Origin of the sequence: Siccirubricoccus deserti (assembly GCF_014283215.1) — a bacterium.
Lineage (GTDB): Bacteria > Pseudomonadota > Alphaproteobacteria > Acetobacterales > Acetobacteraceae > Siccirubricoccus > Siccirubricoccus deserti.
This window is the reverse complement of the sequence record NZ_JACOMF010000012.1, coordinates 1-14,770: the sequence shown is the minus strand read 5'-3', so window position 1 is coordinate 14,770 and position 14,770 is coordinate 1. Positions and strand designations below refer to the sequence as shown.

General features: G+C 69.2%; 10 protein-coding genes and 1 pseudogene. 8 read left to right on the top strand and 3 right to left on the bottom strand.

What is annotated here, in order from left to right; all coding sequences use genetic code 11:
• The first annotated feature begins 7 nt into the window (after nucleotides 1–7).
• The 4 genes from H7965_RS11990 to H7965_RS11975 all read left to right on the top strand — a co-directional run bounded on the left by H7965_RS11990 (nucleotide 8) and on the right by H7965_RS11975 (nucleotide 5,390).
• The gene (locus H7965_RS11990; RefSeq protein WP_186770819.1) at nucleotides 8–994 is read left to right on the top strand and encodes a tripartite tricarboxylate transporter substrate binding protein; all 987 of its coding nucleotides are present in this window, start codon (nucleotides 8–10) and stop codon (nucleotides 992–994) included.
• Between the two features lie 160 nt (nucleotides 995–1,154).
• Nucleotides 1,155–2,798 carry a flavin-containing monooxygenase gene (locus tag H7965_RS11985; protein ID WP_229682591.1) on the top strand — a complete coding sequence of 548 codons (1,644 nt, stop codon included), beginning with the start codon at nucleotides 1,155–1,157 and terminating at the stop codon, nucleotides 2,796–2,798.
• Nucleotides 2,799–3,339: 541 nt separating this feature from the next.
• Nucleotides 3,340–4,188 carry an AAA family ATPase gene (locus H7965_RS11980; protein ID WP_186770818.1) on the top strand — a complete coding sequence of 283 codons (849 nt, stop codon included), beginning with the start codon at nucleotides 3,340–3,342 and terminating at the stop codon, nucleotides 4,186–4,188.
• Between the two features lie 23 nt (nucleotides 4,189–4,211).
• Complete coding sequence (locus tag H7965_RS11975) at nucleotides 4,212–5,390, top strand: vWA domain-containing protein (RefSeq protein ID WP_186770817.1); 1,179 nt, start codon at nucleotides 4,212–4,214, stop codon at nucleotides 5,388–5,390.
• Nucleotides 5,391–5,430: 40 nt separating this feature from the next.
• Here H7965_RS11975 and H7965_RS11970 read toward each other — a convergent pair whose 3' ends face one another.
• Nucleotides 5,431–5,970, bottom strand: coding sequence for a c-type cytochrome (locus H7965_RS11970; RefSeq protein WP_186770816.1), 540 nt, complete (start codon nucleotides 5,968–5,970; stop codon nucleotides 5,431–5,433).
• 273 nt (nucleotides 5,971–6,243) lie between these two features.
• Here H7965_RS11970 and H7965_RS11965 point away from each other — a divergent pair, with 273 nt between their 5' ends.
• The 4 genes from H7965_RS11965 to H7965_RS11950 all read left to right on the top strand — a co-directional run bounded on the left by H7965_RS11965 (nucleotide 6,244) and on the right by H7965_RS11950 (nucleotide 14,288).
• Nucleotides 6,244–7,029 (top strand): DUF2189 domain-containing protein, encoded by a 786-nt coding sequence (locus H7965_RS11965; RefSeq protein ID WP_186770815.1) that lies wholly within the window; start codon nucleotides 6,244–6,246, stop codon nucleotides 7,027–7,029.
• Nucleotides 7,030–7,428: 399 nt separating this feature from the next.
• Entirely contained in the window at nucleotides 7,429–8,373 is a 945-nt protein-coding gene (hemC, locus tag H7965_RS11960; RefSeq protein ID WP_186770924.1) for a hydroxymethylbilane synthase, read from the top strand.
• Nucleotides 8,374–8,929: 556 nt separating this feature from the next.
• Entirely contained in the window at nucleotides 8,930–11,812 is a 2,883-nt protein-coding gene (locus H7965_RS11955) for a PAS domain S-box protein (protein WP_186770814.1), read from the top strand.
• 370 nt (nucleotides 11,813–12,182) lie between these two features.
• Complete coding sequence (locus H7965_RS11950; RefSeq protein ID WP_186770813.1) at nucleotides 12,183–14,288, top strand: HWE histidine kinase domain-containing protein; 2,106 nt, start codon at nucleotides 12,183–12,185, stop codon at nucleotides 14,286–14,288.
• 9 nt (nucleotides 14,289–14,297) lie between these two features.
• Here H7965_RS11950 and H7965_RS11945 read toward each other — a convergent pair whose 3' ends face one another.
• Both H7965_RS11945 and H7965_RS11940 read right to left on the bottom strand, forming a co-directional pair.
• The gene (locus tag H7965_RS11945) at nucleotides 14,298–14,672 is read right to left on the bottom strand and encodes a PaaI family thioesterase (RefSeq protein ID WP_186770812.1); all 375 of its coding nucleotides are present in this window, start codon (nucleotides 14,670–14,672) and stop codon (nucleotides 14,298–14,300) included.
• Nucleotides 14,659–14,770 (bottom strand): annotated as a pseudogene (locus tag H7965_RS11940) (IS630 family transposase); the annotation flags it as partial. The pseudogene H7965_RS11940 and the gene H7965_RS11945, both read right to left, overlap by 14 nt.

The following is a 14,770-nucleotide window of genomic DNA, read 5'->3' as shown; positions in this document are numbered from 1 at the left end:
GGACATCATGACCGAGACGACCCGCCGCACCCTGCTCGGCGCCACGCTGATTGCCGCGCCATTGGCGGCCCCTGCCCTCGCCCAGCCGCGCTGGCCGGTACGGCCGGTGCAGATGCTCTGCCCCTGGGCGGCCGGCGGCGGCACCGACGCGGTGCTGCGCATCATCGCCGCCATCCTCGAGAAGGATCTCGGCCAGCCCTTCAACGTGGTGAACCGTACCGGCGGCTCCGGCGTGGTGGGCCATGCGGCGATCGCGCAGGCCAATCCGGACGGCTACACCCTCGGCATGCTCACCGCCGAGATCTGCATGCTGCATTGGCAGGGCCTGACCGAGATCACCTACAAGAACTACACGCCGCTCGGCCTGATGAACAACGACCCGCCGGGCATCCAGGTGAACGCCAGCTCGCCCTATCGCGATGTGAAGGCGCTGGCCGATGCCATCAAGGCGAGCCGCCCCGGACAGATGAAAGCGAGCGGCACCGGCCAGGGCGGCATCTGGCACCTGGCGCTGGCCGGCTGGCTCGGTGCCATGGGGCTGCCGGCCAACCATGTCCGCTGGGTGCCGAGCAATGGCGCGGCGCCGGCGATGCAGGACCTCGCGGCCGGCGGGCTCGACTTCACCACCAACTCCGTGGTTGAGGCACGGGCGATGCTGGATGCCGGCCGGGCCCGCAGCCTGGCGGTGATGGCGGGCGAGCGGATCACCGCCTTCCCCAACATTCCGACCCTGAAGGAAGCGATGGGCATCGACTACCAGACCGGCGCCTGGCGGGGCATCGCCGGCCCGCCGGGCATTCCGGCGGAGGCGCGGAGCACCATGGATGCGGCGCTGGACCGCGCGTTCAAATCGAAGGAATACCAGGACTTCCTGAACGCCCGCGGCTTCGGCCTGGTCTATGCCAATGCCGCTGATTTCGGGAAGTTCATGGAACAGGCCGATGCCTCGCTTGGCAATGCGATGAAGGCCGCGGGGCTGGCGAAGGCGACCTGAACCGCCCGTTCCATCCGGCGATTTCCACTCGCCGGCCGAAGCTGGCTATAGTGCAGGGGCCTGCCGGTTCACGCCGGCCGGTGCATGGAAGCATGCGCCGGCCGCGCCCCACCCTGCTTCGGCAGGGCGGAGCGGCGGGCCCACACTATTGCAGAGCGGGATGGATATGTCCGAAGTGATGACCACCACCTCGTCGCCGGATCGGGCGGAAAGCTGTGATGCACTGATCATCGGCGCCGGGTTCTCCGGCATGTATCAGTTGCATGCGCTGCGCGACCGTCTGGGGCTGAAGGCGCTGGTGCTGGAAGCCGGCGAGGGCGTCGGCGGCACCTGGTACTGGAACCGCTACCCCGGCGCGCGCTGCGATTCCGAGAGCCATTCCTACTGCTACGGCTTCTCGAAGGAGTTGCTGGAGGAATGGGAATGGTCTGAGCGCTATCCGGGCCAGCCCGAGATCATGCGCTACCTGAACCATGTGGCCGATCGCTTCGGCCTGAAGCGCGACATCCGCTTCAACACCCGCGTCACCGCCGCGCATTACGACGCTTCGGCCAACCGCTGGCAGGTGACGACGGAAGCCGGCCAGCGCTATTCGGCGCAATACCTGATCACCGCGGTGGGCTGCCTCTCGACCGCGAATGTGCCGAAGATCCCGGGCCTCGAGGAATTCGCCGGGGATTGGTACCACACCGGCCAATGGCCGCATGAGGGGGTGGATTTCTCCGGCAAGCGGGTCGGCCAGATCGGCACGGGCTCCACCGGCATCCAGGCGGCACCGGTTATCGCCGCGGCCGCCGGTCACCTCACCGTCTTCCAGCGCACGGCCAATTACAGCGTGCCGGCGCGCAATGTCCCGTTGACGGACGAGTTCAAGCAATACGTCAAGCGCAGCCACCCCGAGATCCGCCAGGTGATGCACGGCACGCCGAACGGCCACCCCTTCGTCATCGCCGAGCGCAAGGCCTTCGACGTGACGGCGGAGGAGCGGCAGGCGCTGTACGAGGCGGCATGGGAGAAGGGCGGGCTGCAATTCCGCGCCACCTTCCAGGATCTGCTGGCCGACAAGGCGGCCAACGACACAGCCGCGGAGTTCCTGCGCAACAAGATCCGCCAGATCGTGAGGGATCCGAAGACCGCAGCGATCCTCTCCGATATCGATCATCCCTATGCGGCAAAGCGTCCGCCGATCGACACTGACTACTTCGAGACCTACAACCGCGACAATGTCGCGCTGGTCGACCTCCGCGCCGAGCCGATCGAGCGCATCACGCCGGGCGGCATCCGGACGACGAAGGGCGAGTACCCGCTCGACATCATCGTCTTCGCCACCGGCTTCGATGCGATGACCGGGCCGCTGCTGCGCATCGACATCCGCGGCCGCGATGGGCAGCGGCTGGCCGATGCCTGGGAGGCCGGGCCGCGCAACTACCTCGGTCTGCAAGTGGCGGGCTTCCCCAACCTCTTCACCATCACCGGCCCCGGCAGCCCTTCCGTGCTGTGCAACATGCCGGTCTGCATCGAGCAGCATGTGGAGTGGATCACCGACTGCATCGCCCATATGCGCGACCAAGGCATGGCCCGCATCGAAGCGAAGCCGGAGGCGATGGAGGGGTGGGTGCAGGAGGTGAACCGGGCGGCCGATGCCACGCTGCTGCCGCAGGCGAAGCATTCCTGGTATCTCGGCGCCAATGTGCCAGGCAAGCCGCGGGTCTTCATGCCCTATGCCGGCGGCATGGCACATTACCGGAAGATCTGTGACGCGGTGGCGGCCAAGGGGTATGAGGGCTTCGTGCTGAGCGACTGAGGCCGAGCGGCTGTCGCCCACGGCGAGCGAAGGATGGAGGTAGACCGGACCTCCGCTATGCTGCGGCCCATGGCGGAGGCCCGGTGCACTGCCCTGCTGCCGCGCTTCGGGGTGAGAAGCTGTACGCGATCATAAGCCTTGCTGCGCCTCGGCTCGGGCGACGAGGTGGCGAGAGATGCTGGAGATCAGCGCAATCCAAACCTGCCCGGCAAGGAACACACAGGACAGAAGGCGGAGCCAGATCGGCAAATTTCGGGAAGCTGGTGCCCGGTATCCGCCCAACGTGGTCAGGCTCAGCCGCCATCACGCTTATGTCTCGATACCGGCCTGAAGGCACCCGCTTGGTTTGCCTGCAGCTTCTTAGAAGGAAAAGGGCAAATGACCGCCTGACGCATGCGACAGGAGCGGTATGAGAGCCGGGGCAGCGCCACTGGCCGATCCCGGCCGCGGCCGAACGCCCCAGGTGATGCCGAGCCGCCGGGCACCTTGTGCGATGCGGTGAGAAACGCCACGCTATCCCGTAGCAGAATGGGGGGTAGGCGTGGCCGGCTTCAGGAGCACCGAGAATTACATCGCCTCGCGCGATCTGGAGGTGGCGGTCAACGCCGCCGTCGCACTGCAGCGGCCGCTGCTGGTGAAGGGCGAGCCCGGCACCGGCAAGACGGTGCTGGCGCATGAGGTGGCGAAGGCGCTCGGCCGGCCGCTGATCGAATGGCACATCAAGAGCACCACCAAGGCACAGCAGGGCCTCTACGAGTACGATGCGGTGTCACGGCTGCGCGACGGCCAGCTCGGCGACGAGCGGGTGCATGACATCGGCAATTACATCGTCCGTGGCAAGCTGTGGGACGCCTTCGAGGCCGATGCGCAGCAGGTGCTGCTGATCGACGAGATTGACAAGGCGGACATCGAATTCCCGAACGACCTGCTGCTCGAACTCGATCGGATGCAGTTCTTCGTCTACGAGACCCGGCAGACGGTGGTGGCGAAGCACCGGCCGATCGTCATCATCACCTCGAACAACGAGAAGGAGCTGCCGGACGCCTTCCTGCGCCGCTGCTTCTTCCACTACATCCGCTTCCCCGACCGCGAGACGATGGAGAAGATCGTTCAGGCGCATTTCCCCGATATCAAGCAGGAGCTGGCGCGGGAGGCGCTGAACGTCTTCTTCCAGGTGCGCGGCGTGACCGAGCTGAAGAAGAAGCCCGCCACCAGCGAGCTGCTGGACTGGCTGAAGCTGCTGATGATCGAGGATCTGCCGCCCGAGGTGCTGCGGTCCACCGACCCGAAGACGGCGATCCCGCCGCTCTATGGCGCGCTGCTGAAGAACGAGCAGGATGTGCACCTGTTCGAGCGGCTGGCCTTCCTGTCGCGCCGCCAACAGCGCTGAACCGCTTGCTGTAGGAGACCGCCATGCTCGCGCATTTCATCGTCGCGCTGCGCGGTGCCGGAATTCCGGCCAGCATCACCGAATACCTCACCCTGCTGCGCGGCATGAGGGAGGGAGTCGCCGATTACAACATTGACGATTTCTACCACCTCAGCCGCGCCACCCTGGTGAAGGACGAGCGCCTGCTGGACCGCTTCGACCGGGTATTCGGTGAGGTGTTCAAGGGGCTGGAGCCACCCGAGGGCGACCCGACCCAGACCCTGCCGGAGGAATGGCTCCGCAAAATGGCGGAGAAGCTGCTGACCGAGGAGGAGAAGGCCGCGATCGAGGCCGCCGGCGGCTTCGATGCGTTGATGGAGAAGCTGAAGCAGCGGCTGGCGGAACAGAAGGGCCGCCACCAGGGCGGCTCCAAATGGATCGGCACTGCTGGCACCTCACCCTTCGGCGCCCATGGCTACAACCCCGAAGGCGTGCGCATCGGGCAGGAGGAAAGCCGCCACCGTCGCGCGGTGAAGGTCTGGGACAAACGCGAGTTCCGCGACCTGGACGGCGACATCGAGATTGGCACCCGCAACATGAAGCTGGCGCTGCGCCGGCTGCGCCGCTTCGCCCGCCAGGGCGCGGCGACCGAGCTCGACCTGCCGGACACCATCCGCTCCACCGCCAACAACGCCGGCACGCTCGACCTGAAGCTGGTGCCGGAGCGGCATAATACGGTGAAGGTGCTGCTGTTCCTCGACATCGGCGGATCGATGGACGACCACATCCGCGTCTGCGCCGAGTTGTTTTCCGCCTGCCGCGCCGAGTTCAAGCACCTGGAGCACTACTACTTCCACAACTGCCCCTATGAGCGGCTATGGAAGAACAACCGCCGGCGCAAGGAAAGCGAGGTCTCGACCTTCGAGGTCCTGCGGAAATACGGCCCCGACTACAAGGCGATCTTCGTCGGCGACGCGGCGATGAGCCCCTATGAGGTGGTACAGCCCGGCGGCAGCGTCGAGCATTGGAACGAGGAGGCAGGAAACGTCTGGATCGACCGCCTCACTCGGCATTTCCGCCGCAGCGCCTGGCTGAACCCGCTGCCGGAGGCGGTCTGGGATCGCAACCACTCCACCGTGCTGATCCAGCAGTTGATGGAACGGCGGATGTTCCCGCTGACCCTGGGCGGGATCGATGCGATGACCCGCGAACTGAGCCGCTGAAACCAGAGCCCCGGCCCTTCGGCCGGGGTGTATCGCCGCCTTATGGCAGCGGCTGCGGATTGGCGGCGAGGCTACGCAGATAGGCGATGAGGTCGGCCCGCTGCTGGGTGTTCGACAGCCCGGCATAGGCCATGCGGGTGCCAGGGGCATAGCTGCTCGGCTTGTGCAGCCAGGCGTTCAGCTCCTCGTAGTTCCAGGGGCCGGCCTTGCCCTTAATGGCTGCGGAGTAGTTGAAGCCCTCAACATGACCATGCGGCGCGCCGACGATGCCGTAGAGGTTGGGGCCGACGCCGTTCCGGCCGCCTTCGGTGAAGGTGTGGCAGGACGCGCACTGCCGCTGGGCGATGGTCCTGCCGTTGTCGACATTGGCAGCGGCCAGCAGGCCGGAGATCGGCTCCAGCGCCGGCGCCGCGGCTGGTGCGGCGGCGGGCGCGCTGGCGCCGACGTCGCCGATGCGGATCGCGCTTTCATGCGGCTTCTCGCCATGCACCAGCACCTTGCCCAGCTGGCCGGCCAGCATGAAGACGATGCCCGCCGTCAGGACGGCGGCACAGGCCTTGTTCAGCTCGAGAGAATTCATCGGAGAGGACGACCTCGGCAAGGCAAGGGAAAGGACAGGCCCGATATAACCGAAGCGGCAAATCCCGCAACCCGGCGCGCCGCCCGAGCCGCAGGCAGTTCGGGTGTCACCCCCGGGTACCGGCGTCCCGTTGCGCCCATGGCATCGCGGGATGGTGAAGCACGCCTGCCGCGCGCAGGCGTAGGAATTGGTCGCTATCGCTGGGCCCAGGCTCGGGCGACCAGCACCACCATGCGGCCCGGCCGCACCGGGGCCGCCACGGAAGGACAGGCCATGGCCAAAGCCCTGCTGCATGCCGTCCCCACCGCCACCGACGCCCCGGCCATTCGCCGGATCGGCCTCCATGACCTGCGTGAGGCGCTGGCGCGGGGGGTTGATGATTTCCTTGCCACCCCGACCCAGCTGATCTTCCTCTGCGTACTCTATCCCCTCGTCGGACTGGTCGCGGCGCGGGCCATGTCGGGTGGCGCCCTGCTGCCGCTGCTCTGGCCGCTGGTCGCCGGGCTGTCGCTGGTTGGCCCGGTCGCCGCGGTCGGCCTCTACGAGATCAGCCGGCGGCGGGAGGCGGGGCAGGACGCCTCCTGGCTCAACGCCTTCGACGTGCTGCGCTCGCCCGCATTCGGCTCCATCGCCGGCATCGGTCTGATGCTGGCGATCGTCTTCGTCGCCTGGCTCTTCGCCGCAAGGGCGATCTTCGCCGCAACCATCGGCACCGTCCCCCCCGGCCTCGGTGCGCTGCTGGACCTGACCTTCAACACGCCGCAGGGCCACCGGCTGCTGCTGCTGGGCAATGGCGCTGGCTTCCTCTTCGCCCTGTTCGTGCTGGTGATGACGGTGGTTTCGGTGCCGATGCTGCTGGACCGCAACGTCAGCATGGCAACCGCGGTGCAGACCTCGGTGCGGGCCTGCCTGACCAACCCTGGGCCGATGGCGCTGTGGGGCCTGATTGTTGCGGTGCTGCTGCTGCTCGGCTGCCTGCCGGCCTTCATCGGTCTGGCGGTGGTGATGCCGGTGCTGGGGCATGCGACCTGGCACCTGTACCGGCGGGTGGTGGCCTAACACCGGCCGGGGCGCCTGCTCTCAGGCGGAGGCATGGGCGCGCTGGCGGTGCCTGCCATCTGCCGCGCGACGCGGCCTTCCGGATAGGCGCATTACCGCGGCTGTCCGCTAGAGCAGCTTCGGGCTGACCGTGGCGGTCAGCCCGAAGCTGCGTTGGAAGCGTTTGATTCTATGGTAGCTTTTCACGCAGACTGTTTCCAACCTGTATGAAACTGCTCTAATGAGGCGGCAGGATTGCCTCGCGCCCGCCTTGCCGACAGGGACGGCAGCGGCTCAGTTGGGACTCGATATGACCAAGACAGTGGCGCGGCGCGCCCGGCCGGCGCGGATCCGGCGCCTCAACGGGGCTGCGGCCCGGCCATTCGGGCGGGTGGGCGCGTGAGCCCGCCGGGACCGGCGATGCCTCCGCTGCGGGCCGGCACCCGCGGCTCGCCGCTGGCGCTGTGGCAGGCCCGCTACTTCCTGGCCCGGCTCGGTGACGCCTGTCCGGAGTTGCGCGAGGCCGGGGCCTTGCAGGAGCAGGTCATCAGCACCGCCGGCGACCGGGTTCAGGACCGCCGCCTGGCCGACATCGGCGGCAAGGGACTCTTCGCCAAGGAGATCCATGAGGCGCTGCTGGATGGCCAGGTGGAATGCGCGGTTCACAGCCTGAAGGATCTGGAAACCGAGCTGCCGCCCGGCATCACCCTCGCCTGCCTGCTGCCGCGGGAGGATTGCCGTGACGCCATCATCCTCAACGAGGCCTGCGGCGCGCCCGATCCGGCCGACCCGCTGGCCTGCCTGCCGCGCGGGGCGCTGATCGGCACCGCCTCGGTGCGTCGGCAGGCGCAGGTCCTGCACCTGCGGCCGGACCTGCGCTGCGGTATCATCCGTGGCAATCTGCAGACCCGGCTCGGCCGGGTGCGGGCCGGGGATTTTGCTGCCTCCTTCCTGGCGTTGGCGGGGCTGAAGCGGATGGGATTGGAGGCAGAGGCGGCGATGGTGCTGGACCCGACGGTGATGCTGCCGGCGGCCGGCCAGGGCATCGTCGGCGTCACGGTGCGCACCGAGGATACCGCGCTGCGCACCCTGCTGGCCGGCATCGAGGACCGGGAGGCGCGGCTGGTCGGCACCGCTGAGCGGGCGATGCTCGGCGCGCTCGACGGCTCCTGCCGCACGCCGATCGGCGCGCATGCGCGGCTGTTGCCGGGCGATCGGCTGGCGCTGGAAGGGCTGATCGCCCGGCCGGATGGCAGCTACCTGCTGAAGCGCCGCATCGAAGGCGCCGCGGCGGAGGCCGAGGCGCTCGGCCGCAGCCTCGGCGAGGCACTGCGGCGGGACGCGCCCGCCGATATCCTCTCCTGAGGCAGCGACCCTGAACCTTCGCAGGTTCGGCAGGCTGCGGAACAGCGCAGACAACGCTCGTGACCGCCACCTTCCTCGTCATGCCCGGGCGTGACCTGGGCATCCCTAACCAACCTATATCGCTGAACATCCGGATGCGCGGGTCAATCCCGCCATGACGGACATGGAGGCGCGTCGGCTTTTTCGCAGCCTGTCAAAGCGGATTGAGCTCATACCTGAACGTCATTCCATCCTGGCAATTGACTTGTAGGGCGGAGTCCTGCTTCGGGGCATTCACGCCCACCTCGCCATGCTCTCCAGGCCCCGGTTCGGGGAACGGCAGCGGCCCGTCAAACGGCCTGGCGACTCCAGCGGTCGCCTCGAGGCCGCACTGGTGCTTGCTCGCCGCCACGCGCTGAGTATACAACCTTTGCGCTCATTGCGGCTGACCTGGCCCGACTGAAAGCCCGTCTGAATACAGTGCGCAGCAGGCGCCGCGTCCCAGGTGGGGAGGCATGCGGCGCCGCGGCAAGGAGTGGCTGAAACGTCGATCATATCGCCTCTGGCGCTGGAACCGGTGGACCGGGCCACACGTACGCGCTGGCGGCGGGGCCTGCGCGCGCATCTCCTGGCGCTGGTGCTCGCCGTTCTGCTTCCGGCCGTCGGAGCCGGCGGGCTGGCCGCCTGGTACGCGGTGGCAGGCTACCGCGCGGCCTTTTACGCCCGGATGGCGGATACCACCCGCGCCCTTGCCCTTGCCATCGATGCCAGGCTCGGCGGCGACCTTCGCGCCCTTGCCGTCCTCGCCACCCTGCCAGCCTTCGGCGCGGCTGAGACGGAGGATGTCGCGGGGCAGCTCCACCGCGCCGCCGCGCTGCTGGGCGCACCGCTACGCGCCTATGATCCCGCCGGCCGGATCCTGGCCGACACCATCACCTCCGCCGATGCTATCGGCCGGCCATCCGGGAGCCCACCCCTGGAAGCGGCCGATGACCCGACCTTCCGCGCGGCCGCCGCGAGCCGGCAGCCGCGGGTCGGCGACCTGCTGCCCGAGGGCGGGCTGTCGATCGCCTTCCAGCCGGTCCTGGAGGGCGAACAGCTGGTCGCGATGCTGGCGCTCGAACTTCCACCTGAGCGGCTGCGGCGGATCCTGGTGGGGCAGAACCTGCCGCAGGGCAGCTTCGCCGCGCTGATCGACAGCCAGGGCCGGGTGGTCGCCCGCTCGGATGAATGGCACTATCGCCGGCTCGGCCAGCAAATGCCGGCGAGGAACTGGCAGAACATTACCAACCGGACGGAAGGCAGCTTCGTTGGCGATGGGCTCGACGGGGAGGCAAGGATCTTCACCTTCCGCCGCCTGTCCGTTGTGCCGGGCTGGACTATCCTGGTCGCCGAGCCGGAAGCCACTTACGACGCGGTCTGGCGCCCACTGGAGCGGCTGGCGATCGGCAGCGGCGGGGCGCTGCTGCTTGCCACCGTTCTTGCCCTGGCCCTCGCCCGCCGGGTATTGGCTCCGGTACGCCGCCTGGCGCGGCACGCCGGCGCGGTCGCCGCCGGTGCCGCGGAGAGCGCCTCCATCATTCCGCCGGCCCCGATCGCCGAGTTGGAAGAGCTGCGCCAGGGCTTCGCCGAGGCCGAGGCGGCGCTGCGGCGTTCGGCCGCGGAGGCGCGCGCCGCCCATGCCGCGCTCGCCGGCAGCGAGGCGGAGCACCGCGAGTTGCTGGCGACGATCGACCTCGTCGCGGTGATGACGCGCGACACCGACGGTACCATCCGCAGCTGGTCGGCCGGTTGCGAGAAGCTGTTCGGCTGGAGCGCGGCAGAGGCCATCGGGCAATCCGCGCCGGCGCTGCTGCGGACAGTCTTCCCGGTGCCGCAGGCCGAGATCGCGGCGCGGCTGGAACGCGACGGCACCTGGACCGGCGAGTTGCGCCACCGCGACCGCGACGGCACCCCGCTGGTGGTCACCGTCAACAAGGCGCTGCGCCGTGGCACGCCCGGCCGACCGTCACAGGTGGTCGAAAGCATCGCCGACCTCACCCCGCTGCATCGGGCGGAGGCGGCATTGCGGGTCAGCGAGGCGCGCTGGCGGGCGGTGGTGGATAGCGCCGCCGACGGCATCCTGCTGGCCACTGCCGAGGGGCAGATCCTGTCGGCCAATGCCGCTGCCCTCCGCATGTTCGGCTATCCGGACGAGTCGGCGCTGCTCGGCCAGGATCTTGGCATACTTATTCCGATGGTTGAGTCGGCACGGCACGACACCTATCTCGCGGCGCGACGGAGCGGGGCGCCGCCAGGGATCATCGGCGTGCCCGGCCGCGAGCTGCTGGGGATACGGGCCGGCGGCGCGGAATTCCCCATCGAGCTCTCGGTCGGCTCCTTCGATAGCGACGGCATCATCTTCGTCACCGGCATCGTCCGCGACGCGACCGGGCGGAAGGCGGCGGAAGCGGCGTTGGCACAGAGCGAGGAGCGGCTGCGGCTGGCGCTTGAGGCCGGCGGCATGGGTGCCTGGGAGCTGGATGTGGCGACCGGGCAGGCGAGCTGGGACGCCCGTGCCTTCGCCCTTTGCGGCCTGCCGTCGCCACGCCCGGACGGACCGGCACCGATCGCTCTGGCGGAGTTCGAGGCCTTGGTCCTGCCGGACGACCTGCCGGCGCTGCGGGCGGCGGCCGAAGGTCCATTGACCACGGGCGGGGCCTTCGCTCATGAGTTCCGCATCCGCCGCCCCGATAGCGGCCGGGAACGTTGGCTTGCCGCCCGCGGCAATCTGGTGCGCGGCGATGGCGGCGCGCGCTTCGTCGGCCTCGCATGGGACGTGACCGACCGGCGCGAGGCCGAGGAGCGGCACCTGTTGCTGATGCGCGAGGTGGATCACCGGGCGAAGAATTCGCTGGCTGTGGTGCAATCCGTGCTGGCGCTGACCCGGGCCAACGACCTGAGTGGTTTCCGCACCGCCGTCACCGGGCGAATCGGTGCCATGGCGCGGGCCCATACGCTGCTGGCGCGCACCCGCTGGGATGCCGTCGACCTTCAGGCGCTGCTGCAGGAGGAGCTGGCAGTGCATCTCGCCGGTGGCCGGGTGACCCTGGCCGGGCCGGCGGCCGGGCTGGCCCCCGGCGCTGCCCAGCCGGTGGCGATGGCCCTGCACGAGTTGGCGACCAATGCGGCGAAATACGGCGCACTCTCCACGCCGGGCGGCCGGGTGGCGCTGCGCTGGCAGCGCCAGTTCGATGGCGGCCTCTGTCTGCACTGGCGGGAGACCGGCGGCCCGCCGGTGATGGCGCCGCCGCTGCACCGTGGCTTCGGCTCGCAACTGGTGACGCGCACGGTGGAACGGCAACTCCAGGGCCTCATCACCTTCGACTGGGAGCCCGCCGGGCTGGAATGCCACATGATGCTGCCGCCCAAGGCGGTGCACTGGCCAAGCGAGGCGCAGGGGCTTTCCGCCACCGGCTGAGTCGGCGGGACGGCAAGCGCAACCAATCGCTTCCCCACCCTGCCGCTGATTGCGAAGGCGGCCCCGCTGCCGATGCGGCGAAGCCGGCCCCGGCCCTGCATTCGGCCTGCGAAAGAAGCCCAACTCGCCATGCCTCACGATCGCCGGCATGTCGCCGACACCATGGAACAACAACGTGTATGCGGCGATAGAATTGCACGTGATGATTGCTGGCAAGATGCTTTTGCGCAAAGACGGCGTATGTCGAAGGAGCGCGCGACCGATATGGCTGGGGCTGCCGGAAGGCGGATCAACAACGGCCGATAGCTTCCATGACATCCAACTCCGTGGCCATGAGCGCTAGCACTGCGCCAGAGGCGTGTGCTCCGCCATGACCCCTCCGCACGCCGGCCTGCGCAATCAGGCCAGAGAACAACGCCGCTGGAGCCTTTCCCGGTATCTGCTGGCCTTCGGCCTGGTGCTGCTGGTGCCGGCCTTCGGACTGGGGGCCATGGCCGCGTGGCAATCCATCCAGTCCCATCAGCGCGAATTCGAGTCCCGGCTGCACGACACCGCGCGCGCCCTGGCGCTCGCCCTCGACAGCGAACTCGAGGCGGTCCGGGTCGCGGCCATGGCGCTGGCGACATCGCCCCTGCTACGCCTCATCGGGGATGTGGAGATGGCCGGCCTTGCCGGCTGGGCCGCGGAGTATGGCGCCGCAGTCGGCGCGACCCAGGTCGACGTCCATGCTGCGGCGCCCGATCAGCACCGGCTGCTGACGACAGCGGTGACGGCAGGCAGCGCCGTGGCCCCGCCGGAGAGCGCCGCGGCCGTGCTGCGCGAGGTGGTGGAGACGGGCCGCCCCGCGGTGTCGGACCTGCTCGTCGCACCGCCTCCCGGCACCCACCTTATCGCGGTGGCGGCGCCGGTCATGCGCGATGGCCGGGTGGAGCGGATTGTCGTGCTCCATGTGGCGCCGGACCGCTTCTCGGCGATCCTCAGGGCGCAGGTCATGACCCCGGGCGCTGGCGCGGCGCTGGCGGACGCCGAGCGGCGCATCATCGCCCGGTCGCACGACGCCGCGCGCTTCGTCGGCCAGCCGCTGCCATCCTGGTACGCGGCAACCAGCGGCCGCACGGAGGGCATCTTCCGCGGCGTCAGCACCAGGGGAAAGCCGGTCGTGGTCGGCTTCCGCCGGCTACCGCAGACCACGGGCTGGGGCGTCATCGTCGGCGAGCCGAGCGCCGTCTCCCGCGCGATGTGGCGCGAGCCTTTCATGCTGCTGGCCTGCGGCGCGCTTGGCGCCATGCTGCTCGGCTCGCTCGCCGCCATCTGGCTGGCGCGTGGCATATTGCAGCCGATCGAGGCGCTGCGCCGGCACGCCAATGAGGTCGCCGCCGGCACCGGGGACGCCCTCGCCGGCCTCGGCGCCGGGAGGCCGTGTCGGGTCGCCGAGTTCGAGGATCTCCGACGCTCTCTCCACCGCGCCAATGAGGCGCTGCAGGCCGGCGAGGCGCGGCTTCGGATGGCAATCGATGCGGCACGGTTCAGCACCTGGGACTTCGATGTATCCCAGGGGGTCGGCTCGCGCTGGGGCGAGTTGACGAACACCATCCCGACGGTGCCGGAATCAGGCTTCGGCCTGCGCGACTGGCTGGCGCATATCCACCCCGAAGACCAGGCGGATGTCGAGCAGGCCTTCACCCAGGTGATCGACGGCAGCCGTGAGACCTTCGCCGCCGAATTCCGTGCCCGGGCGCCCAGCGGCCAGTGGCTCTGGATCGCCTCTCACGGCGCCGTTGTCGAGCGCGACCGGCAGTCCGGCCGAGTCTTGCGGATCGCCGGCGTTGCCCAGGACATCACCGAACGGCGCGCCGCCGCGGACCGCCAGGCGCTGCTGACGCGGGAGCTGGACCATCGGGCGAAGAACGTTCTGGCGGTGGTCCAGGCAGCGCTGCGGCTGACCCCGAGGGATGATGCGGAGGCCTATGCGCGGGCGGTCGAGGGGCGTGTCATGGCGCTGGCGCGGGCGCATACCCTGCTGGCCGAATCACGCTGGCGTGGCGCCGACATGCGCAGCCTGATCGAGGGCGAGTTGGCGCCCTTCCTGGCCCCCGACGTGCGCGCCGGCAGCCCCGAGCCTCGCGCCACGCTGGACGGACCACCGATCATCCTGCCGCCGGCGGCAGCGCAGCCCCTGTCGATGGCGCTGCATGAGCTGGCAACGAATTCCATGAAATATGGCGCCCTGTCGGCGCCGCATGGGCGCGTCAGCCTGTCCTGGCGGTTCGACGAGGCCGCAGGGGTGCTGCGGCTGCGCTGGGCGGAGACGGGCGGGCCCGCGGTGGCGGGTGAGCCGGCGCGCCGGGGCTTCGGCTCACGCGTGCTGCAGGCTACCATCTGCGCCCAGCTCAAGGGTAGGCTGTGCCAGACCTGGGACGCCCCTGGGCTGGCCTGCGACATCGTCTTTCCACTCAGCCGAAACGCGCCCGACTGACCCGGCCGTTCAGGCGCCTTCCACCATCACGGCAGCCGGCGCCGGCTTCCGCAGCAGCTTCCAGGTGGAGGTGGCGAAGGCCACCAGCCCGCCTTCCGCATCCCGCGCCTCGGCGCGCAGAAACCAAGTGCCGCCGCGACGCAGCGATTCGCCGCGGCAGACCACGCGACCGGCGCGCAATGCCGCAATGTACTGGATCTTCAGCTCCAGCGTCGCGCCGGGTCCGGACTGCCGGTTGATCAGATGCCCCATGCAGATGTCGAGCGCTGTCGCCAGAACGCCGCCATGCAGCGTGCCGCGCGGGTTCAGCATGAACTCCTCGACCTCGAAGGCGACCTCGCAGGCGTCGCCGGGATAGGGCGGAATCCGATCATTCTGGTTCATAGCCTGCGGCGGTGAAGTAGTTTCGGCACTCTTCCGGGGTAAAGCGTGGCAGGGCGTCGCGGATGGCATCCCAGAGCCCGTCGATGGTCCGCGCGGCG